We start from the raw sequence: 20,060 nt of genomic DNA, 5'->3' as shown, positions 1-20,060 counted from the left end.
GGAGTACGGGAGTACGGGAGTACGGGAGTACGGGAGTACGGGAGACAAGCACTCGATCTCAAACCACATCAGGCCCCGCGAGCGCCGCCAGGTTGTCGGACTCGATGCCGAGCACGGCCGCCTGCAGGTTGAAGTAGTTCTCGGCGGCGTTCGCCCACACCAGCTCCACGATCTCGACTTCCGTGAAGTGCTCGCGCAGCCGGGCGGCGGTCTCGCCGCTCAGGCGGCGGTGCAGCGTGGCCTCTTCCACCACGGCCAGCGCCGTCCGCTCGCGCTCGGTGAACCGGTCGCTGGTGCGGAAGTCCTCCAGCGCGGCGAAGCGCTCGGCGCCGACCTTCTCCCGGACGGCGCGCACCAGCGCCAGGTCCTGGCAGAAGGTGCAGCCGTTCAGCCGCGACGCCTGGACGCGTACCAGGAGGAGGAGCTCCGGCTCCAGCGACAGCCCCTTCTCCAGTGTCTGGCCGATCTGCCCGGCGAGGACGGCCAGGCGGGGCTTGCGCGCGTAGATGACCTTGAGCGGGGTGATGACCTTGCCGAACTCCCGCCGGGAGAGGCGGTAGGCGAGGCGCAGGAACAGGCCGCGCGGACGCTCGATCGCGGATAGGAGCATGGGTCGAACGCGAAGCTGGGGTGGACAACGTGCCCCACGCTACTCCGTTCCCCCGCTCTTCGCAACGGCCCGGCCCGGCGCCGGCGCGAGCTCCGCGCGGTACCGGGCGGCGAGCTCCGGGCGCCCCGCGCGCTCGTAGTGCTCGGCCACCCGGCGGAGCGCGGCCCGCGCCTGGTCCGCGTGCCCGCCGCGGCCGTTCCGCAACGCCGCGTGGGCGCCGAGCAGGAGCGGCTCGGCCTCGGCGTGCCGGCCCAGCGCCGACAGGCACGCGCCCAGCGCGCTCTCCGTCTCGACCACCTGCCAGTGCCCGGGCGGAAGCACCCGCCGGCGGGCGGCGAGCGCCGCTTCCAGGAGCGGCCGGGCCTCCCCCGCGCGACCCAGGTCGAGCAGGAGGAGCCCCAGCCCCGTGCGGGTGGCGGCCGTGACCGGGTGGCCGGCGGGGAGCACGCGCCGGTGCACGTCCAGCGCCTGCCGGTACAGCGCCTCGGCGGCGCGCAACTCCCCGGTGCGGTGCAGGAGGAGCGCGTAGCCGGCGCGGTCCGACGCCAGGTCCGGGTGGCGCTCGCCCACCAGGCGGAGCCGCAGCTCCAGCGCCTGCCGGTACAGCGTGTCGGCGCCCGCGTGGTCGCCCCGGTCGCTCAGCACGCCGGCCAGGTTGCTGAGGCTCACGCTCACCTCGAAGTGCCGCGGCCCCCAGAGCGCCCGGCGCGCCGCCAGCGCCTCGCGGTGCGCGGCCTCCGCCTCCTCCAGCCGCCCCTGGTCGCGCAGGACGTGCCCCAGGTTGTTGAGCGTCTGCGGCACCCCCGCCGGCTCGCTCTCCGCGTGCGCCCGGTCGGTGGCGAGCGCCTCGCGCAGGAGCCCCTCCGCTTCGTGCGGGCGCCCCTCCATCCGCAGCACCAGCGCCAGCCCGTTGAGCGTGCGCGCCACCTCGGGGTGGGTGTCGCCGTAGCGCTGCCGCCGCGCCGCCAGGACGCGGCGGTACAGCGCCTCGGCGGCCGGGTAGCGCCCGTCCACCCGCAGCACGCTGGCCAGCAGGTTGGCCACGCCCACCGCGTCGGGGTGCGTCTCGCCGCGCAGCTCCCGCAGGACCGCGTACGACGAGTCGAGGAGGGTGACGGCGCGGTCGTACGCGCCCAGCCCGTAGTAGGCCTTCCCCACCGCCAGGAGCAGCTCCGCCCGCATCGCCGGCCGCTCCGCCATCCCCGCGCCGAGCTGGGCCGAGGCGCTGTCGAGCACCTCGCGCACGGTCAGCAGGCTCCCGCTCCCCTCGTACGGGTCCGAGCGCTGGAAGAGGTCCAGGAGGAACGACTCGACTTCGCGCGCCCGGTCGCGCTCGGCGGCGATCCGCTCCGCCTGGACGGCCGTCACCGCGCTGAAGCCCGTGAGCAGCACGGCGGCCAGCGCGGCGGCGGCCACGGCCGCCCGGTTGCGCCGGACGAACTTGCGGACCCGGTACCAGCGCGTGTCCGCCCGCGCCGCCACGGGGAGCCCGCCCAGGTGCCGGCGCAGGTCCGCGGCGAGCTGCTCGGCGGTCGCGTAGCGCTCCTCCGGCTCGGCCCGCAGCGCCTTCAGCACGATGGCGTCCAGGTCGCCGCGCAGCCGGCGGGCGAGGCGCTCCGGGGAGAGCCCGCGCGCCGCGGCGGCCCGCCCCGGCTCGCCTTCCCCGCCGCCGCCGGGGGATGCGCCGAGCACCGCGGCGGAGGGCGGCCGCGGCTCCCGGTCCGCCCCGGCGCCCCCGCGGCGGGGGAGGCGCCCGGCGAGGAGGAGGTGGAGGAGGACGCCCAGCGCGTACACGTCGCTGGCGGTGGTCACCGGCTCGCCGCGCGCCTGCTCGGGGCTGGCGTACTCGGGCGTCATCAGCCGCAGCCCGGCGCGCGTGAGGGCCGTCTCGGGGGCGGCCTCGCCCTGCGCCAGCAGCCGGGCGATGCCGAAGTCCAGCAGCTTCGGCTGGCCGGCGGCGGTCACCAGCAGGTTGGAGGGCTTGAGGTCGCGGTGCACCACCAGGCTCCGGTGCGCGTACTGCACCGCGTCGCACACCTGGCGGAAGAGGGCGATGCGCTCCTCGACCGAAAGGCGGCCCCGGTCGCAGTAGCGGTCGAGCGGCTCGCCCTCGACGTACTCCATCGCGAACCACGGCACCCCGTCGGAGCTCACGCCGCCGTCCAGCAGCCGGGCGATGGAGGGGTGCTCGAGCGAGGCCAGGATCTGCCGCTCCTCCAGGAAGCGGCGCAGCAGGTACGCCGTGCGGAACCCGTCGCGCAGCACCTTGAGAGCCACCCGCTGCCTGAGCTCGGGGTCCCGGCGCTCGGCGAGGTAGACGCTCCCCATCCCCCCGCGGCCGACCTCCCGCACCACCCGGAACGGCCCCACGTCGGTCCCGGGGGGCAGGGGCGCCGGCTCGCCGCCGCCCTCGAACAGCGCGGCGGCGAAGCGCGGGGCGGGCTCCTCCAGGAAGTCGCCGGCCTCGCCGCACGCGCGCAGCAGGGCCTCCACCTCGGCGCGGAGCCCGGCGTCGCCCCCGCACAGCGCGGCGGCCCGCTCGCCCTGCTCCGCCTCCGGCAGGTCGATCACCCGGTCGAGCACCTCCATGGCGCGCCGCCAGCGGTCGCGCGTCTCCTCCCGCATCGGCTCCTCCCCGGCAGAGGGGTGGCAAGGGCGACGGCCTCGTACCCGATCCGGATGAACCACGGCTAGACGACGCGGGCGGGCGTCCGTGCCGCTGCCGCGCCCGACCCACGTGGCAGGGTGAGTAGATCCTTCGGCCCTGCCGTCATTCGGGCGGATGCTGGCTCCGTGTGGCCGGGCCTCAGGATGACGGCGAACAGCAACCGGTCTTCCGGATTCGGGATCACTCCTTCAGGGCGTGCAGCAGCCACCCCTTCGCCTTCACCCAGTCGCGGCGCACGGTCCGCGAGGTCACCCGCAGCGCCTCCGCCGTCTCCTCCTCCGACAGGCCGCTGAAGAAGCGGCACTCCACCACGCGGCCCAGCCGCGCGTCGATGGCGGCCAGCTCGCCGAGCGCGTCGTCGAGGGCCACCAGCGCCGCGGCGCGCTCCTCGACGGCGATGGTGACGCTGTCCAGGTCCACGCGCCGCAGCCCGCCGCCGCGCCGGGCCGCCAGGTGCCGGCGCGCGTGGTCGACCAGGATGCGGCGCATCGCCTGGGCGGCCGCCGCCAGGAAGTGGCCCCGGTCGGCCCAGCCGGGGCGCTGCCGCGAGAGCCGCAGGTACGCCTCGTGGACCAGCGCGGTGGTGCAGAGCGTGTGGCCCTCGCGCTCGCGACGGAGCTGCCGGTGGGCCATGCGCCGCAGCTCGGCGTAGACCACCGGGTAGAGCTCGTCGACGGGGAGGGGAGCCGCGGGGACGGCGTCCCGGAGGTCGTCCGGGGGCTCTGGCATCGGGGACTGGGTGAACGGCGGCGGCGGGGAGCTCGCGCGGGGATGGACCGGGGTGCCGCGGGCGGAAGGGGCGGCGGGAGGGACTGCCCGGGAAAAGATGGCCGCGGGGCCGGGCAGGGGGCAAGGGGCCGGCCGGAACGGGTCGTCGGAAGCCGATGTCCGGTTCCGGCGCGCGGCTGCGCATCCAGGAGAGAAGGGCGGGAGCGAGGCCGCCCCACCCTTCTCTTCGTTCCTCCGTACCTCTACAAGGAGCCCGCCATGGCCATTCGCGAAGACCTGATCGTGCTGCCCGCCGAAGCCGGCATCGTGTCCGAGGCGCAGGCGCGCGGCGACGACCCCGCCGTCCGGCGGATCACGCGCAGGAAGATGGACGCCCGGGAGGCCCGGGAGCTCGACGCCACCCCGGCCGCGGGCTTCACCCTCGACGAGCTGCCGCGCGCCGAGCGCGAGGAGGGGCGCCGGTTGGCCGCCGCCGCCAGCGCGCTGATGCTGAAGGGGCTGCTGCACCGGGCCGACCCCCGCGGCTTCCCCGTGGCCGCCGGCGCGCAGGCGCCCGACGCCGTGGCCGCGCGGCTGGCGGCGGAGCTCGACCCGGCGGTGTTCGCCCGCGTGCAGCCGCGCCTGGAGCGGGCGCTGCGCGAGCCGAAGCGGCTGGAGCGCATCCTGGGCCCCTTCGCGAAGGTGGACCTGCGCCGGCCCGAGCTGGACCCGGAGGTCGCGAAGCTCGTCGTCAGGCCCCGGCGCGGGCCCGGCGGCGCCGACGCGGGCGACGCGGTCCCCCGGGGCGCGAAGTTCACGCGGGCGCACCTGATCCTGCGCGCGCTCCACTGCGTCCGCGAGACCTCGGGCGGCGGCGCCGACGAGATGATCCTGGGCGGCGTGCTGGTGGGCGCCAGCGGCAACGTCAAGGCGATCAACTCGATCGTCTGCGGCGAGTTCGACACGGGCGACTACTACGACGCGGGCGAGCTGTTCCTGGGCCAGTACAGCCTGCGCACCACCGCCGGCTACCCCAAGTCGCTCTACGCCATCTTCAAGCTGGTGGAGTCGGACAGCGACGACCGCGAGGTGGCGCAGCAGCTCACCGCCACGCTCTCCCTCCTGGCCAGCACCATCCTGAGCGCCCTCGCCTCGCCCGCCGTGGGAGGGACGGTGGCCGCGGTGATGCAGGCCATCGGGGGCTTCATCTCCGACGTGATCGACGAGGACGAGTTCCCGCCGTACGGGATCCGGCTGACGCTGCAGAGCGAGAACCAGTTCGGCGGCCCCGTGGGCCCGAAGGAGCGCACCAACGACATCGTGGGCCACGGCGGGAAGTACCGGATCGGCTACCGCTGGGTGCTGAACGCCTGACCCCGCGCGCCCACAGGTGAGTCCGGACGCGATGCCCGCCCGCGCGATCATTCGCCGGGCGGGCATCGTGGCGTCCGCACCGTCCGTCATCCTTGCCTGCGGGCACCGTCTCGCTCAACGTACAGGTCGACTCCCCACGCGCGTCCGGAGGGGACGCAGCCGGTGTCTCCGGGTGTCGCGCCGCTGGAAGTGATCGGGAAGCTCACGTGCCGCGAGGAGGTGCACATGCGCAGGGCCGTCCTCATCGGTCTGGTGATCCTGGGCTCCCTGCCCACGGTGGGGTGCGGCGGCGGGGGCACGCCGCCCGACAGCGTGCCGGAGGGGCGCAGCCGGGCCGACCTGATCACGCAGGAGGAGATCCGGCGGGCGCCTTACGTGAACGCGTACGAGCTGGTGCAGGCGCTTCGCTCGAACTGGCTGCGCATCCGGGGATCGGACAGCTTCAACAACCCGGGGCAGGTGCAGGTCTACCGCGACGACGTGCGGATCGGCGGCGTGGAGACCCTGCGCGCGATCTCCACCGCGGAGATCTCTTCCATCCGCTTCTACGACGGGCTCACAGCCGCCGGGCGCTGGGGGCTCGACCACGGCAACGGCGTGATCTACGTCTCCACCCTGAAGCAGCGGTAGATCGTACCAGATCCAGAGTCGTACAGAGATGTCATTCCGAGGGAGCGCCCGCACCGGCCTTGCCTCCGCGACCAGGCCCGGGCGCGACCGAAGAATCTACTTCGCCTGCGAGCGAGGTCCGTCCATCGCGACTACCCACGTGCCGCGGTGAGTAGATTCTTCGGTCGCCGCCCGGCTTTATCGCGTTTGGAAGGTTCGGCGCAGCGGCTCCCTCAGAATGACAGTCTAGTCTATTAATTGCACGAACAATCCTGGTCAGCGGTATCACACGGAGTCAGCAGAGTCGGCGGAGGTGTTCCTCTGCTGACTCTGCTGCTCTGCGTGAGGCCTGACGTTTTTCCGGATTTCGAATCAGGAGCCGCGGAACAGCTTCGCCACGTCGGGCTTGGTGACCTTGCCCATGGCGTTGCGCGGGAGCGCGGCGACGGCGCGCAGGGCGCGCGGGAGCTTGTAGGGAGCCAGGCGCTCACGGGCCCACGCCTGCAGCTCGTCCAGAGTGAGCGCGGCGCCGTCCTTCAGCTCGACGGCGGCGGAGACGCGCTCGCCCCAGTCGGCGTCCTCCACGCCCACCACGGCGCACTCGGCGACGGCCGGGTGCGCGCGCAGCACTTCCTCGATCTCCAGCGCCGACACCTTGTAGCCGCCGGTCTTGATGATGTCGACGCTGCTGCGGCCCAGCAGCCGGTAGTAGCCGTCCTCCACCACGCCCACGTCGCCGGTGCGGAACCAGCCGCCCTCGCGGAAGGCGGCCGCGGTGGCGTCGGGGCGGCGCCAGTACTCCAAGAAGACGGTGGGCCCGCGCACCTCCACCTCCCCCGGCGTCCCGGGCGGCACCTCGCGCCCCGCCTCGTCCACCAGCCGCACCTCCACGCCGGGGAGCGGCAGCCCCACGTACCCCGGCCGCCGCTCGCCGTGGAGCGGGTTGGAGAGCGCCATCCCGATCTCCGTCATCCCGTAGCGCTCCAGCAGCACATGGCCGCTGATCTCGCGCCAGCGCTCCAGCGTCTGCGCGGGGAGCGCGGCCGAGCCGGAGACCATCAGCCGCATCCGCCGGCACCCTTCCGACATGCGCGCCCGCCGCCCGGGCGGGGCCGCCTCCCACGCGGCGACCAGGCGGCGGTAGACGGTGGGGACGGCCATGAACAGCGTGAGCCGCCCCGACTCGATGCGCCGCCACGCCTCGTCCGCGTCGAACACCGGGAGCATCTCGCAGACGGCGCCGGACCAGAGCGCGCAGGTGAGCACGTTGACGATGCCGTGCACGTGGTGCAGCGGGAGCACCAGCAGCGTGCGGTCGTCGGCGCTCCACTCCCACGCCTCCACGAGCGATTCCACCTGCGCGCGCAGGTTGGCGTGGGTGGTGACCACGCCCTTGGGCTTACCCGTGGTGCCGCTGGTGTAGACCATCGCCGCCCGCCGCCCCTCCGCGACCGGCGGGAGCGGCCCCGGCGCCGCCGCCAGCGCGTCGGCGGTCAGCAGGAAGCGCCGCCCCTCGCGCCCGGCGATCGGGCGCAGCACGTCCGCGAAGTCCGGGTGGGCGACGACGACCGCCGCGTCCGCGTCCCGGATCACGTACTGCAGCTCGGCGGGGGGATGCGAGACGGCGAGGGGGACGGCGATCCCCCCGGCGCGCCAGGCGCCCCACTGCGCGGCCACGTAGTGCCAGCCGGGCGGCGCCAGGAACGCCACCCGCGCCTCGCCCAGGTCCGCCGCGCCGTCCAGGAGCGCGGCGGCCACGCGCGCCGAGGCGTCCAGCAGCTCCGCGTAGGTGAACGCGCCCTCCGCCGCGGCGACCGCCGCGCGGTCCGCGTGCCGCCGCGCGCGGGCGACGAGGGGGAGGTCGGGGGGTGCGGACATGCGGGCGAGGGCTACGTGTGTTCGGTGGCGAGGGAAAGGTAGAAGAGGCCGGCGAGAAGGCCGGCGACCCCCACGGCCATCACCGCGACGGTGCCGGCGGCGTTGAACCGCCGCGCCTCGAATACCCTGACCTGCGAGCGCGCCAGCCGGACCTCGTCGAGCCCGCCGCCCACCTCCCGCCTCCGCCAGCCGAAGACGCTGTCCTGCGTCACCTGCACCTCGTGCAGGACCATCATGTCGCCGCTCTCCGCGGTCACGCGCGCGAGCTCGAAGTAGCGCCGGGCGCCGGCGTCCGGCCGGGGCGTCGAGCGGACCCGCCAGCTCATGCACGCCGGCGCGGAGCCCGCCAGCAGCGCCGCGAGCAGCAGCCGGGCGAGCCGCGTCGCGGGGAGCGAGGATCGCGGGACGAGGGAGGCCCGCGGGAGGGAGATGTCACGCATGGTCGCCGGAGTCGCTGGACGAAGACGGCCGCGCGGCGTGCTCGGCGCGGGCGCGCGCGAGCACCGCGTGCACGAAGGCCTCCTTGCCGTTCGTGTACTTCTCGCGGTCGGTCGCGTGGCGGGCGGCGAGGGCGTGCTTGAGCGCGCGGTACTCCTCCGCCGCTTCCGGGTGCGCGCGCAGCCAGTCGCGGAAGAGGAGCGTGTCGCGCCAGTAGCGGGAAGCCGGCTCGGCCAGCGAGAAGTGGTGCGTGCGCCGGGTGGTCCGCCCGCGCACGAAGAAGCGCCGCTCGGGGATCTCCGGGTCGGGCCGCAGCTCGTACCCGAGCGCCTCCACCAGGGGCACCAGCCGGTCCGCCTCGGCCAGGGTCGGGACCGCGGCCATCATGTCCAGGATCGGCTTGGCGTCCATCCCCGGGATGGACGTGCTGCCGACGTGCTCGATGACCAGCACCCGGCCGCCCAGCGCCGCGCGCAGGCGCGCCGCCTCGGCGGCGAACAGGTCGCGCCAGGCGGGGTCGTACGGGGCCAGCCGCACCGTCCCGCGCGCCAGCCCCAGCGGGGAAAGGTCTTCCACGCCCGCCATCCTCAGGGCGCGCCCGCGGGCTGCCGCTTGAGCGCCTCCAGCACGTCGCGCTTGAGGAACGGGTGCAGCGCGCGGAGCGCCCGCCAAGGGGCGTCGGAGTCGCTCACCAGCTCCCGCGCGGAGTCCGGTCCCTGCAGCCTCACCCGCCAGGGGCGCATCCCCTCGCCCTGCGAGGTGGAGGAGAACTCGACCGTGCCTTCCACGAACTCCAGCCGGATGGTGAGCGACGGGTAGTCGTCGGTGCGCGTGAGCACCGGCTGGTACGCGCGCTCCGCCACGGGGACGGCCGCGAGCGCGGCGAGGAAGCGCCGCGTCACGCTGTCGGGGAGCGCCACCATCACGTAGCGCTGGCGCGCCCCGGTACTGGCTCCCGCCACCGAGAGGTTCCCCGATCCCGCGAAGAAGAACGTCTCGTCCTGCCGGTCGATCCCGTACGCCGCCCGGACCGGCGCCAGCGGCGAGAGCCCGTTCCACTCGTCGATGATGACGATGGACCGGAGACCGCCGAGGTCCGGCAGCGCGACCGTCCGCGCCGGCTGGGCGGCGGCGCGCCCGGCGAGCGTCAGGGCGGCCGTCGTGGCGACCGGGAGAAGCCGGCGGAGGCGCAGCGCGTACATCGGGAGCACTCCGGGAGAGGAGGAGGGACGGCGCGCGGTCCCGCGACCGGACCGCCGGCGCCCGCGACCGCAAATCTACTCCGCGCCGGACGCGGAAGGGAAGCGCTGGCGCGAGCGCCCCTCCGCGTGTATAAAAACGGGTGTCCGTGTCCGGCCCCCGCGCGCGTTCTCCCGTCGTGGGCCGCCGGTGCACCCCGGTCCCGTCTCTCCGCCACGAGTCCGCCGATCTTCCCCCCCGCAACCCCGAGAGAGTGCCGATGGCCGTGCTGCACCGCCTCGCGGGAGGAGCGCTTCTCCTCCTCCTGGCCGCCTGCGACTCCCCGTCCACCCCTCCTCCCCCGCCGCCGCCGCCGCAGACGCCCGCCGAGTGGCTGGCGGCGAACGCGCACCCGATCTCGTCGCTCTCGGCGGCCGACCGCGACTTCCGCGACCTGCAGCCGCTGAAGGCCGCCATCGGCTCAGCGCGCGTGGTGATGCTGGGCGAGCAGTCGCACGGCGACGGCACCACCTTCCTGGCCAAGGCCCGCCTGATCGCCTTCCTGCACCAGGAGATGGGCTTCGACGTGCTGGCCTGGGAGAGCGGGCTGTACGACGTGCACCAGGTGTGGAGGCACGTGCTGGCGGGCGAGGACGTGCTGTCGGCCGCGCGGCGCGGGATCTTCGGGGTGTGGAACCGGAGCGAGCAGGTGCTCCCCACCTTCGACTACGTGGCGAGCACCCTGGGCACGGCGCGGCCGCTGGAGCTGGCAGGCTTCGACAACCAGACCACCGGGAGCCTGGCCCGCGACTCGGTGGCGGCGCACGTGCAGGCGTTCGCGCGGCGGATCGGCTCGGCCGTGGCCGACGACCCCGAGTGGCCGGCCGCCGCCGCCACGCTCACCGAGCTGGCGGTCACGCAGCACTTCGACTTCAAGCCGCCGGCCGCCGACCAGGCGCGCCTCCTCCGCCTGCTGGGCGCGCTGCGGGCCGACGCCTCGGCGCGCGCGGCGGGCGACCGCGAGGCGCTCTTCTGGACGCAGGCGCTGGAGAGCCTCGCCTCGTACGCGAGCATGATGTGGGCGGCGCCGCCGGGGCAGTTCCGGGCCCAGGACAGCAACGTGCGCGACACGCAGATGGCGCGCAACCTGTTGTGGCTGGCCGACGTGTACTACCCGGGGCGCAAGATCATCGTGTGGGCCGCCAGCGCGCACGTCGCGCGCGAGGTGACAGGGCTCGCCCTGGGCAATGGCTTCCAGCCCTTCGCGACCGGCTGGACGGTGCACATGGGCGACGAGGTGCACCGGGTGCTGGGCTCGCAGATGTACGCCATCGGCTTCACCGCGGCCACGGGGAGCTTCGGGCCCGCCGGCGCCGCGCCGCAGGCGATCCCGCCCGTGACGCCGGGATCGCTGGAGGCATACTTCACCGAGGCCGGCCTCGCCAACGCGTTCGTCGACTTCCGCGCCCCGCCCGCCGGCGGCGAGTGGCTGCGCAACGTGTCCACGCGCGCGTTCGGCTACGGCGACCTGCGCGGCGACTGGACCCGCGTGCTGGACGGCATGGTGTTCACCCGCGAGATGATCCCCAGCACCACCGCCTCGCGCTGAGCGCCGCGGCTGGAGGGCCGCGTTAGTCGAGCCCTTCAGCCTGGCGCGAGCCGGTCCGGCTGGAAGAGTCGAGAATGTCGACCAATTCCTTCGAGTCCTCCCACCCTCCGGCAACACTGGCGAGCCCGCTTTCGGGACCGCTGGGGCGTGCCCGCTCATCCTGTTCCAGGTCTTCCGTCTGCACGCGGGAGATCGAATGGGCTTTCCTGGGCATCCTGCTCTCCTGAAAGAGGGAGTTTGACTGTAGCCGGAGCGGCATTTCGGTTCAAGATGTTCGACTATCCTCAACAGCAAAGGCCGAAGCTTCGTTAGCTCCGGCCTCAGATCTATCTCAGGATTCTGATCAGTCGAACAGCTCGCGCAGGGGCAGCTTCCAGCCGGGGACCACATCGCCGCCATCGAGCACGCCGTTCTCAGTGAGATGGAGGACGTCGTTGGGGGGACGGTAGACGGTGGCGGCTCGCCGCTCCGGGTTCACCACCACGACCATCCGGCACCCGGCGGAGAGCCAGGCGAACGCCTTCGATTCCAGCTCGGCGTCCGTGTCACCCAGCGAGACGATCTCAACTGCGAGATCAGGAGCGCCGGGCCCGAAGCCATCCGGGTCCCGGTCGTCCTCCCACCTTCCATTGCGGACGAATGCAATCGGCGGAGCCAGAACCGTGTCGGGATCAAAGGCGATCTGGAAACCCGTGGAGGAGTACGCCGTCCCGGCGCCGTTCGCACGCACATACCCACCCAGCCACATCCCGACCCGCGCCGCGACCATTCCCGCACGTGCGCCCCGGAGCGGGAGCTCCCTCAAGCGCCCCCGGACAAGCTCCCGACGCACGGGGGCGTCGGGCATCCGCAGCAGCTCGCCCGCCGTGACGAGCCTGTCCTCCTGCGCTGCGGACGGAGCCATTTTCCAACCTCAGAAGAACACCGGCTCCTGGTAGGCGCCGAAGACCTCTTCCATCGCGTGGCGGATCTCGTAGAGCGTGGCGTAGGCGCGCACGGCGTCCAGCAGCGGGTCCACCACGTTCTCGCCCGAGCGCGCGGCGTCCTTCAGGCGCGCCAGCGTGCGGTCCACCTCCGCCTGGTCGCGGCGGGCGCGCATGGCGGCCATCCGCTCGCGCTGGCGGCGCTCGCTCTCGTCGGTCACCTTGAGCAGCGGGATCTCCAGGCTCTCGCCCTCGACGGTGAACTCGTTGACGCCCACGATCACCCGCTCGCCGCCCTCGATCTCCAGCTGCTGGCGCATTGCCGAGCGCGCGATCTCGCGCTGGAAGTAGCCCAGCTCGATCCCCGGCACCACGCCGCCCAGCCGGTCCACCTCGGCGAAGATCCGCTCGGCCTCGGCCTCCAGCCGGTCGGTCAAAGCCTCGACGTAGTACGAGCCCGCCAGCGGGTCGATGGTGTTGGGCACGCCCGTCTCGTACGCCAGCACCTGCTGCGTGCGCAGCGCGATCTGCACCGCCTTCTCGGTGGGCAGCGCCAGCGTCTCGTCCATCGAGTTGGTGTGCAGGCTCTGTGTGCCGCCCAGCACCGCCGCCAGCGCCTGGTAGGCCACGCGCACGATGTTGTTCTCCGGCTGCTGCGCCGTGAGCGTCACCCCCGCCGTCTGCGCGTGCGTGCGCAGCCGCCAGCTCTCGGGGTTCTTCGCGCCGTACCTGTCGCGCAGCGTGCGGGCCCAGATGCGGCGCGCGGCGCGGAACTTGGCGATCTCCTCGAAGAAGTCGTTGTGGACGTCCCAGAAGAAGGAGAGCCGCGGCGCGAAGTCGTCCACGTCCAGCCCGCGCGCGATGCCGCGCTCCACGTACTCGAAGCCGTTGCGCAGCGTGTACGCCAGCTCCTGCGCGGCCGTGGCGCCCGCCTCGCGGATGTGGTAGCCGGAGATGGAGATCGGGTTGTACTTGGGCGCGTTCTTCGAGCACCACTCGAACATGTCGATCACCAGGCGCAGCGCCGGCTCGGGCGGGTACACCCACGCGTGCTGCGCCTGGTACTCCTTAAGGATGTCGTTCTGGACGGTGCCGCGCAGCTCGTGGAAGGGCACGCCCTGCTTCTCGGCCGCCACCATGTAGAAGGCGAAGAGGATGATGGCCGGGCCGTTGATGGTCATCGACACCGAGACCTGGTCCAGCGGGATGCCGCGGAACAGCGTCTCCATATCGTCGAGCGAGCTGATGGCCACGCCGCACTTGCCCACCTCGCCCAGGCTGCGCGGGTGGTCGGAGTCGTAGCCCATCAGCGTGGGGAAGTCGAACGCCACCGAGAGGCCGGTCTGCCCGCGCTCCAGCAGGAAGTGGTAGCGCGCGTTGGTCTCCTCGCTGGTGCCGAACCCGGCGAACTGGCGCATGGTCCAGAGCCGGGTGCGGTACATGGTGCCGTACGGCCCGCGCGTGAAGGGGAACTCGCCGGGGAAGCCCAGCCGCTCGTTGTAGTACGCCGCCTCCTCGGGCGCGGGGGCGGGGCGGTCGAGCGGCGTGTACAGCGGCTCCACGGCCGCGCCGGAGACGGAGGTGAAGTTCGCCTCGCGCTTCGGCGTGCGCTCGTAGGCGCCGTCCCAGGCGGCGAGGCCGGCCTTCAGCGCCTCCAGCTCCTTCTCCTTCTCGCGGATCCGCTCCAGCAGGTCCGCGGGGGGGACGTTCCTCTCGACGACGCTCATCTTCGAAATCTCGTTCAACGGGGTGGGATCCCCAGCTCGCTCACGATCCGCTCGGCCACTTCGTACGGCGACGCCTCGCCGGCCTCCAGCGCGGGGAGGCTCTCGTCGAGGATCTCCCCGCCGCGCCCCGAGCGCCACGCCAGCCGCTGCAACCGGCGCTCCACCACGGCGCGCACCCGCTCGGCCAGGCGCGCGCGGCGCCGGCGGCTGAGCTCGCCGGAGTCGGTCAAGTACACCCGGTGCCGGTCCAGCGTTCGGGACAGCTCCTCGACCCCTTCTCCGCTCTGCGACACCGTGCGCAGCACGGGGACCGCCCAGGAGCCGGACTCCAGCGCTGCCTGACGTGCTCCTTCCCGCGCCGCCTTGCCGACGGTGCGCAGGCTCACGCCGTGGTGCCCGGCGGCCTGGGGCATGTCGCCCAGGCGCATGTGCAGCATCACCTCCAGCTCCTGCGCCAGGCGGTCGGCGCCGGGGCGGTCGGCCTTGTTGACCACGAAGACGTCGGCGATCTCCATCAGCCCCGCCTTCATGGCCTGGATCGAGTCGCCCGACTCGGGGACCAGGACGACCACGGTGGTGTCGGCCGTCCCCGCGATCTCCAGCTCCGACTGGCCCACGCCCACCGTCTCCAGCACCACCCGCTCGAAGCCGTAGGCGTCCAGCAGGTCGGCCACCTCCTTCGTCGTGGTCGCCAGGCCGCCGAGGGCGCCGCGGGTGGCCATGGAGCGGATGAAGACGCCGGGATCGGTGGAGATGTTGTTCATCCGGATGCGGTCGCCGAGCAGCGCCCCGCCGGTGAACGGCGAGGTGGGGTCGACGGCCACGATCCCCACCTTCTCGCCCGCCGTGCGGTACTCCAGCGCCAGCTTCGACGCGAGCGTCGACTTCCCCGCCCCGGGCGGCCCGGTGATGCCGATGCGGTGGGCGCGCCCCATGTCGGGGTGCAGGTCGTGGAGGAGGCGCTCGAAGCCGGGGCGGCCGTCCTCCACCATGCTGATGGCGCGGGCGAGCGCCGTGCGCTGGCCCGCGCGGAAGCGGTCGAGCAGTTCCTGCTCCCGCGAGGTCTCCGTGCTCGTCATCGGGTCAAACTGCCGCGCCGCGGCTGGGGATGTCAAGCGCGGAGGCAGGTTTGAGCCGCGGCGCCGCGACTGGAACCACGGAAGCTCGCGGGAAGGACACTTGACCCGGCCCGCCCCAGGAACGCACGTTTCGGGACCGCGGAAGAGGACATGATACACATTTGCTCAGTTCGGGGACGGTCCGGCCCGGCGTGGATTTCCGAACACCCGGGATGGTCTCGGGCAGGCTCGCACGCCCGTGCAGCCCTCTCATACCAGGAGCGCGAAGATGAAAAAGCTGGAGCTGAAGCTGGACGACCTGCGGGTGGAGACATTCGAGGTCGAAAGCGATGCGGCGGAGCGCGGCACGGTGCGGGGACTCTGGGACACGTCGGGAGGGCCCTTCGGCTGCGGGGACAACTGCGTGGACTTCAGCATGACGGATGACGAGATGACGTGCGAGTACTCGTGCGACTGCGTCAGCAACGAGATCGCGTGCGCCGACCCGACCGACCAGACCGGCTGCGCGAGCTGCGAGGTCGGATGTACCGCGAACGGGACCTGCTGACGTGCCGCGGCCGGTATAGACCGCCGGCGCGGCCGGGAGGGCGCGGCGTGGTCGACGGGCGGTGGAGGAGCGCAGGCTCGTCCACCGCCCGTCGACCTTCTTCCGCCCCTCGCCGGCGAGATGCCGGGCCAGGGTGCGGCGGCGGATTTGCGGTGATAGCTTGGGCGCCCCGAAACAAACGTTGATCGGCGTGACACCGCACGATCGAAGGACCCTCGATGACGCGCAGGACCACGACCCTCCTTTCCCTCTTCGCGGCCCTCCTGCTGGGCGCGTGCGACGCGCAGGTCCCGCCCACGCGGGTGGCGACGCGGCTGGAGATCGTCTCGGGCGATGCGCAGTCGGGCGAGGCCGGCGCCTCGCTCCCGCAGCCGCTGGTGGTGCGCCCGTACGACCGGCACGGGCCGATCTACGGCCAGGCGATCACCTTCACCGTGGTCTCCGGCGGCGGCACCATCACGTCCGGGACGGTGCTCACCAACTCCGACGGGCTGGCGGAGGCGCGCTGGACGCTCGGCACCTCGACGGCCGACAGCCAGCGCGTGGAGGTGAGCGCCGTGGACTACTTCACCGGCAAGCCGCAGGCGAGCGCCACCGCGCGGGCCACCGCCCGCCCCGGGCCCGCGGCGGCGCTGGCCGTGGTGGGGAGCAGCGTGCGGGAGGGGAGCCCGGGCGCGGCGGTGGACTCGCTGGTGGTGCGGGTGGTGGACCGGTTCGGGAACCCGGTCCCCGGGGCGAGCGTCGCCTGGACGGTGAAGAGCGGGGGCGGCCGCGTGAGCCCGGCCGCCGCGGAGACCGACGCGGAGGGGATCGCGAAGGCGCTCTGGACGCTGGGCCCGCAGGTGGACGCCGCCCAGCTCGCCGAGGCGGCGTCGGCGTCGCTCGCCCCGGTCTCCTTCAGCGCCCGCGCCGCGCCCCCGGCAGCCGGGGCGGCTGAAGCCGCGGCTACAACGGCAGGAAGCCTCGCAAACCACGCGAGGCTGCAGGGCCAGGTTTGCTCCCTGGGCGAGGCCCGGCACCGGGGCCGCTCAGCCTCCGGACCGGCAGTACTCCGCGGTAGCTGCCACGGAGAGGACGCGCACGGTGGAGCCGGTGCGGACGACGTACTCTGAGGCGCCGTAGCGGGGGGAGCCGGGGTGCCAGTTGTACGTGTAGCCGAGCCGCGTCCAGGGGTAGCCCTGGGGGATGCGCCACAGGTTCAGCGTGGCGTCGGCGATCCAGCGCACGTGCCCGGGGGCGACGCCGGGCGGGAAGCTCGTGCCGCAGCCGCCGCTGACGCTGTCCGGGCACGGCCGCGTGGTGCCGACGGCGGGGTCGGCGGCGGGGCGGAAGAGGTCTTCCACGCGCACGCTCAGCTCGGCGACGCGGTCGTACCCCGCGCCGGGCGGGAGCCCCAGGAGCTGCTCCAGCCGCAGCGTGACGTCTTCGCGGAAGGTGCGGCAGGAGTCGCGCACCTCGGGGACCACCGTCACCCACACGTCGCGGGCGAGCGTGAGCGTGCTGTCGGGCCGGTAGCCGCTCCAGCTGGTGTACGTGGCCACGCGCACCCGGCCGTCCGCGCCGGCGAGCGCGGGCCTGAGCGGGAGCACGTGCTCGGGCCGGTACACCGCGGCGACGGTGATCGCGGAGTCGAAGAGCGCCTGGAGCACGTTCGCGCCGCGTGCGGGCGCGGGTCCGGCCGGGGCCGCGGGGGCGCAGGCGGCCGCGAGGAGCGCGGCGAGCAGGACGGGGAGCGGGGAGACGGTCCGGATGCGCATCAGCGGGTGGGGGAAGGGGTCGGAGGTGTCATACCGGACCCGGGATGAACAATGGTGGATGGGGCGAGCGGGCATCCGTGCCGCTGCCGCGCCCGGCCCACGTGGCGAGGTGAGAAGATTCTTCGGCCCTGCGGTCGTTCGTGCCGAGGCCGGTCCCGTGTGCTCGGGCCTCAGAATGACGGCGTGGTCTCACGGGACGAAGTCCCGCATGAGGGATGCGCGCCCGGAGGGCCGGGACCGTGGCGGCCGGGCAGTTTCGGCCGACGCGGGCCCGGCGCCGTTGGCCTGCGTTGTTTGCAGGCCTACGGCGCGCGCAGCCCGGCCCCCTTCAGGGGGACATGCCCGAATCCGCGGTTCGAAGCAGCTCCCGCCCGATCACCGCGCCCGCTCGGCGGCGATCCACTCGCGGACGTTGGTCTCCAGCACCGTGAGCGGGACGGAGCCGCTGCCCAGCACCACGTCGTGGAAGCGGCGCACGTCGAACTTCGGGCCCAGCGCCGCTTCGGCCTCGGTGCGCAGCGCGCGGATCTTCATCTGCCCCGTCTTGTAGGCCAGCGCCTGCCCCGGCCAGGCGATGTAGCGGTCCACCTCGTTGGTGATGTTCACCAGCGTGAGCGCGCTGTTCTCGGCCATGTAGTCGATGGCCTGCTGCCGCGTCCACCCTTTCGAGTGGATGCCGGTGTCCACCACCAGGCGGCAGGCGCGCCACATCTCGTAGGAGAGGCGCCCGAATTCGCTGTACGGGTCGGTGTAGAAGCCCAGCTCCTTCCCCAGGCTCTCGGCGTAGAGCGCCCACCCCTCCACGAACGCCGTCACCCCGCCGTAGCGCCGGAAGTTGGGCACTCCCTCCAGCTCCTGCTGGATGGCGAGCTGCAGGTGGTGGCCGGGGACGGCCTCGTGGCTCGCCAGCGCCTCGATCTCGTACAGCGGCCGGCTCTTCAGGTCGTACAGGTTGATCCAGTAGAAGCCGGCGCGCGTCCCGTCGCCCGCGGGCTGGCTGTAGTACGCGGTGGTCGTGCGCGGGGCGATGTAGTCGGGGATCGGCCGGATCCCGTACGGCATCCGCGGCATCCGCCCGAAGAGCTTCGGCAGCTCGCCGTCCATCCGCTTGAGGAAGACGGCGTTCTTCTCCATCAGCTCTTCGGGCGTCTTCGGGTAGAAGCGCGGGTCGGTGCGCAGCATCTGCACGAACTCGCGGAAGCTCCCCCGGAAGCCGGCGGCGCGCATCACCGAGTCCATGGCGGCGCGGATGCGGGCCACCTCGCGCAGCCCGGTCTCGTGCACCTGGTCGGGGGTGACGTCGAGCGTGGTGTAGTAGCGCACCCGCTGGGCGTAGTAGGCGCGCCCGTTCGGCAGCTCCGAGGCGCCCAGCGTCCGCCGCGCGGCGGGGCGGTACTCGCTGGTGATGAAGTTGAGGAAGTCGCGGTAGCCGGCGACCACGGACTGCTGGATCGCCTCGCGGCCGGCCGCCGCGAGCGCCGCCCGCTCGGCCTCGGGGACGGAGGCCGGGAAGCTGGCGAACGGCTTCCAGAGCAGGCTCTTCGTGGGGTCGTCGACGATGTGCGGCTGGAGGGTGCCCTCGATCCCCTCCAGCGAGACCGCCGGGAGGACGAAGCCGCGGCGCATCCCCTCGCGCATCAGCTCGGCGTGCTCGGCGGCGTAGCGGCGGAAGGCGCGCAGGCGGGCGACGTAGTTGCGGTAGTCCTCGGCCGTGCGCAGCGGCACCTCGTCCCCCAGCTCGGGGAAGTAGGTGTGGAACCCCTCGCGGTTGGTGATGGGGATCAGGTAGTCGAGCAGCTCGGCTTCTTCGATGTCGCTCTGCTTGACGAAGGCGAAGATGTCGTAGTTGGTGCGCTCGGCCGGCGCGAGCGAGTCGCGCGGGATGGCGCGCAGCCGCTCCAGCCAGCGCCGGTTGTCGGCCAGGCGGCGCTGCTGGTCGGCGAGCCCCACGGAGGCCAGGCGGTCGTTGTAGCGCCGGTCGCCCACGCCGGTGGCCAGCTGCGGGCTCTCGCGCAGGCGCCACTCCCACTCGTCGGCGAAGAGCTGGGCGAGCCGCTGCGAGGGCGTCTGCTGCGCGAGCGCGGCGCCCGCCGGGAGGACCAGGAGGAGCGCGACGGCGGCGAGGGCTTTCATCGGCGGAGCGGTTCGGGGTGGATGGAGACGAGGGTTCAGCGTACATCCGGGCACGAGGAAGCGCAACGAGGGGGCACAGTCCTGCCTCCGTCCGCGGGCGGCTGAAGCCGCGGCTACAACTGCAGAAAGCCTCGCAAACCCCGCGAGGCTTCAACCGCGACCAGGATTCGACAGCCCCCGCGTCGATCCCCGCCCGCACGCGCGGCACCTCGCCCCGCAGCCTCCGCAGGAGGCTTCCTGCAGTGGTTGCTGCGACTTCAGTCGCCCCGGACGGAAGCCCGGACGGAGGCCGCCGCCTTGCCTTTTGGCCTTGTCTAGCATAGCTTTGCGTCCGCGCCGCAACGCATCGTTCCCCCACGCGGCAGCGTTTCCCCACGCGACAACCTTCCCTGCCACTCCGAAGTCCCCCATGGCTCCTGTACGTCCCGCCGTGGACCGCGTCCGCATGCTCTCCATCCGCGACTGGCCCTTCGCCTGGAAGCTGCGCGGCACCGTCGCGTTCCTGCTCCTGATCGCGGCACTCGGCACGGCGGCGATGCTCAAGTTCGGCAGCGACAGCCGCGCGCTCACCCGCGACCTGGCCGCGCGCGAGCTGGCGGGGCTGGGCCTGGTGCTCAACATCGACCGCGACGGCTACCAGGCCGTGGTGGGGCTCGCCGAGGCCGCCGGCGCCGCCGACGCGCGGGAGCGGGCGCGCTGGCTGGACTTCTACCGCGAGAACGCCGGGCAGACCCGCGAGCGGCTGGAGCGCTACCTGTCGCTGCCCGGCCTCTCGGGCGAGCGCGTGCGGGTGGCCCGCGAGGCGCTCGCCGCGCGCGACC

19 protein-coding genes are annotated in these 20,060 nt (G+C 73.4%); 6 read left to right on the top strand and 13 right to left on the bottom strand.

The window, feature by feature from the left end; all coding sequences use genetic code 11:
- Positions 1 to 58 precede the first annotated feature (58 nt).
- The 3 genes from VF746_10805 to VF746_10795 all read right to left on the bottom strand — a co-directional run bounded on the left by VF746_10805 (position 59) and on the right by VF746_10795 (position 4,007).
- A complete protein-coding gene (locus VF746_10805; protein HEX8692901.1) occupies positions 59 to 610 on the bottom strand; it encodes a carboxymuconolactone decarboxylase family protein in 552 nt (183 codons plus the stop codon).
- Positions 611 to 649: 39 nt separating this feature from the next.
- Positions 650 to 3,235 (bottom strand): serine/threonine-protein kinase, encoded by a 2,586-nt coding sequence (locus VF746_10800; protein ID HEX8692900.1) that lies wholly within the window; start codon positions 3,233 to 3,235, stop codon positions 650 to 652.
- A 223-nt stretch (positions 3,236 to 3,458) separates the two neighbouring features.
- On the bottom strand, positions 3,459 to 4,007 hold the full coding sequence (locus VF746_10795) for an ECF-type sigma factor (GenBank protein HEX8692899.1): 549 nt from the start codon (positions 4,005 to 4,007) through the stop codon (positions 3,459 to 3,461).
- Between the two features lie 258 nt (positions 4,008 to 4,265).
- On the opposite strand from VF746_10795, the gene VF746_10790 reads away from it, so the two are divergent.
- Positions 4,266 to 5,360: a hypothetical protein gene (locus VF746_10790; GenBank protein HEX8692898.1), complete on the top strand. Its 1,095-nt coding sequence runs from the start codon at positions 4,266 to 4,268 to the stop codon at positions 5,358 to 5,360.
- Between the two features lie 225 nt (positions 5,361 to 5,585).
- Positions 5,586 to 5,990 carry a hypothetical protein gene (locus VF746_10785; protein HEX8692897.1) on the top strand — a complete coding sequence of 135 codons (405 nt, stop codon included), beginning with the start codon at positions 5,586 to 5,588 and terminating at the stop codon, positions 5,988 to 5,990.
- Between the two features lie 351 nt (positions 5,991 to 6,341).
- On the opposite strand, the gene VF746_10780 is transcribed toward VF746_10785, so the two are convergent.
- The 4 genes from VF746_10780 to VF746_10765 are packed head-to-tail and all read right to left on the bottom strand — an operon-like array spanning position 6,342 to position 9,487.
- The gene (locus tag VF746_10780; protein HEX8692896.1) at positions 6,342 to 7,847 is read right to left on the bottom strand and encodes an acyl-CoA synthetase; all 1,506 of its coding nucleotides are present in this window, start codon (positions 7,845 to 7,847) and stop codon (positions 6,342 to 6,344) included.
- 11 nt (positions 7,848 to 7,858) lie between these two features.
- On the bottom strand, positions 7,859 to 8,287 hold the full coding sequence (locus tag VF746_10775; GenBank protein HEX8692895.1) for a hypothetical protein: 429 nt from the start codon (positions 8,285 to 8,287) through the stop codon (positions 7,859 to 7,861).
- Positions 8,280 to 8,861, bottom strand: a complete 582-nt coding sequence (locus VF746_10770) for a GrpB family protein (protein ID HEX8692894.1) — start codon at positions 8,859 to 8,861, stop codon at positions 8,280 to 8,282. Before VF746_10770 ends, VF746_10775 begins: the two co-directional genes overlap by 8 nt.
- 11 nt (positions 8,862 to 8,872) lie before the next feature.
- A complete protein-coding gene (locus VF746_10765) occupies positions 8,873 to 9,487 on the bottom strand; it encodes a hypothetical protein (protein HEX8692893.1) in 615 nt (204 codons plus the stop codon).
- A gap of 257 nt (positions 9,488 to 9,744) precedes the next feature.
- Between VF746_10765 and VF746_10760 the strand changes: the two genes are divergently transcribed.
- A complete protein-coding gene (locus VF746_10760; protein HEX8692892.1) occupies positions 9,745 to 11,073 on the top strand; it encodes an erythromycin esterase family protein in 1,329 nt (442 codons plus the stop codon).
- A 22-nt stretch (positions 11,074 to 11,095) separates the two neighbouring features.
- Here the strand turns inward: VF746_10760 and VF746_10755 are convergent, their stop codons facing one another.
- The 4 genes from VF746_10755 to meaB form a co-directional block, all read right to left on the bottom strand.
- Positions 11,096 to 11,287, bottom strand: coding sequence for a hypothetical protein (locus tag VF746_10755; GenBank protein HEX8692891.1), 192 nt, complete (start codon positions 11,285 to 11,287; stop codon positions 11,096 to 11,098).
- A gap of 129 nt (positions 11,288 to 11,416) precedes the next feature.
- Positions 11,417 to 11,920: a Uma2 family endonuclease gene (locus VF746_10750; protein ID HEX8692890.1), complete on the bottom strand. Its 504-nt coding sequence runs from the start codon at positions 11,918 to 11,920 to the stop codon at positions 11,417 to 11,419.
- A 66-nt stretch (positions 11,921 to 11,986) separates the two neighbouring features.
- Positions 11,987 to 13,723, bottom strand: coding sequence for a methylmalonyl-CoA mutase family protein (locus VF746_10745; protein ID HEX8692889.1), 1,737 nt, complete (start codon positions 13,721 to 13,723; stop codon positions 11,987 to 11,989).
- A 14-nt stretch (positions 13,724 to 13,737) separates the two neighbouring features.
- Positions 13,738 to 14,802, bottom strand: coding sequence for a methylmalonyl Co-A mutase-associated GTPase MeaB (gene meaB / locus VF746_10740; protein HEX8692888.1), 1,065 nt, complete (start codon positions 14,800 to 14,802; stop codon positions 13,738 to 13,740).
- Between the two features lie 268 nt (positions 14,803 to 15,070).
- On the opposite strand from meaB, the gene VF746_10735 reads away from it, so the two are divergent.
- Together VF746_10735 and VF746_10730 are read left to right on the top strand one after the other, a co-directional pair.
- Positions 15,071 to 15,349, top strand: coding sequence for a hypothetical protein (locus tag VF746_10735; protein ID HEX8692887.1), 279 nt, complete (start codon positions 15,071 to 15,073; stop codon positions 15,347 to 15,349).
- Positions 15,350 to 15,567: 218 nt separating this feature from the next.
- A complete protein-coding gene (locus VF746_10730; protein ID HEX8692886.1) occupies positions 15,568 to 16,461 on the top strand; it encodes an Ig-like domain-containing protein in 894 nt (297 codons plus the stop codon).
- Here VF746_10730 and VF746_10725 read toward each other — a convergent pair.
- Both VF746_10725 and VF746_10720 read right to left on the bottom strand, forming a co-directional pair.
- The gene (locus tag VF746_10725) at positions 16,378 to 17,106 is read right to left on the bottom strand and encodes a hypothetical protein (protein HEX8692885.1); all 729 of its coding nucleotides are present in this window, start codon (positions 17,104 to 17,106) and stop codon (positions 16,378 to 16,380) included. The genes VF746_10730 and VF746_10725 overlap by 84 nt on opposite strands.
- Before the next feature lie 375 nt (positions 17,107 to 17,481).
- The gene (locus tag VF746_10720; GenBank protein HEX8692884.1) at positions 17,482 to 19,239 is read right to left on the bottom strand and encodes a DUF885 domain-containing protein; all 1,758 of its coding nucleotides are present in this window, start codon (positions 19,237 to 19,239) and stop codon (positions 17,482 to 17,484) included.
- A 409-nt stretch (positions 19,240 to 19,648) separates the two neighbouring features.
- Here VF746_10720 and VF746_10715 point away from each other — a divergent pair.
- A partial coding sequence (locus VF746_10715; protein HEX8692883.1) for a hypothetical protein occupies positions 19,649 to 20,060 on the top strand: 412 nt, incomplete at its 3' end.

It is taken from the genome of Longimicrobium sp. (assembly GCA_036389795.1).
In the GTDB taxonomy this organism is placed as follows: Bacteria; Gemmatimonadota; Gemmatimonadetes; order Longimicrobiales; family Longimicrobiaceae; genus Longimicrobium.
This window is presented reverse-complemented; position numbering and strand designations above follow the sequence as displayed.

What these genes read in the sequence shown, in the direction of transcription:
- VF746_10805 (HEX8692901.1), bottom strand. Translation starts at nt 610, where the DNA reads ATGCTCCTATCCGCGATCGAGCGTCCGCGCGGCCTGTTCCTGCGCCTC.
- VF746_10800 (HEX8692900.1), bottom strand. Translation starts at nt 3,235, where the DNA reads ATGCGGGAGGAGACGCGCGACCGCTGGCGGCGCGCCATGGAGGTGCTC.
- VF746_10795 (HEX8692899.1), bottom strand. Translation starts at nt 4,007, where the DNA reads ATGCCAGAGCCCCCGGACGACCTCCGGGACGCCGTCCCCGCGGCTCCC.
- VF746_10790 (HEX8692898.1), top strand. Translation starts at nt 4,266, where the DNA reads ATGGCCATTCGCGAAGACCTGATCGTGCTGCCCGCCGAAGCCGGCATC.
- VF746_10785 (HEX8692897.1), top strand. Translation starts at nt 5,586, where the DNA reads ATGCGCAGGGCCGTCCTCATCGGTCTGGTGATCCTGGGCTCCCTGCCC.
- VF746_10780 (HEX8692896.1), bottom strand. Translation starts at nt 7,847, where the DNA reads ATGTCCGCACCCCCCGACCTCCCCCTCGTCGCCCGCGCGCGGCGGCAC.
- VF746_10775 (HEX8692895.1), bottom strand. Translation starts at nt 8,287, where the DNA reads ATGCGTGACATCTCCCTCCCGCGGGCCTCCCTCGTCCCGCGATCCTCG.
- VF746_10765 (HEX8692893.1), bottom strand. Translation starts at nt 9,487, where the DNA reads ATGTACGCGCTGCGCCTCCGCCGGCTTCTCCCGGTCGCCACGACGGCC.
- VF746_10760 (HEX8692892.1), top strand. Translation starts at nt 9,745, where the DNA reads ATGGCCGTGCTGCACCGCCTCGCGGGAGGAGCGCTTCTCCTCCTCCTG.
- VF746_10755 (HEX8692891.1), bottom strand. Translation starts at nt 11,287, where the DNA reads ATGCCCAGGAAAGCCCATTCGATCTCCCGCGTGCAGACGGAAGACCTG.
- VF746_10750 (HEX8692890.1), bottom strand. Translation starts at nt 11,920, where the DNA reads ATGCCCGACGCCCCCGTGCGTCGGGAGCTTGTCCGGGGGCGCTTGAGG.
- VF746_10745 (HEX8692889.1), bottom strand. Translation starts at nt 13,723, where the DNA reads ATGAGCGTCGTCGAGAGGAACGTCCCCCCCGCGGACCTGCTGGAGCGG.
- meaB (HEX8692888.1), bottom strand. Translation starts at nt 14,802, where the DNA reads ATGACGAGCACGGAGACCTCGCGGGAGCAGGAACTGCTCGACCGCTTC.
- VF746_10735 (HEX8692887.1), top strand. Translation starts at nt 15,071, where the DNA reads ATGAAAAAGCTGGAGCTGAAGCTGGACGACCTGCGGGTGGAGACATTC.
- VF746_10730 (HEX8692886.1), top strand. Translation starts at nt 15,568, where the DNA reads ATGACGCGCAGGACCACGACCCTCCTTTCCCTCTTCGCGGCCCTCCTG.
- VF746_10725 (HEX8692885.1), bottom strand. Translation starts at nt 17,106, where the DNA reads ATGCGCATCCGGACCGTCTCCCCGCTCCCCGTCCTGCTCGCCGCGCTC.
- VF746_10720 (HEX8692884.1), bottom strand. Translation starts at nt 19,239, where the DNA reads ATGAAAGCCCTCGCCGCCGTCGCGCTCCTCCTGGTCCTCCCGGCGGGC.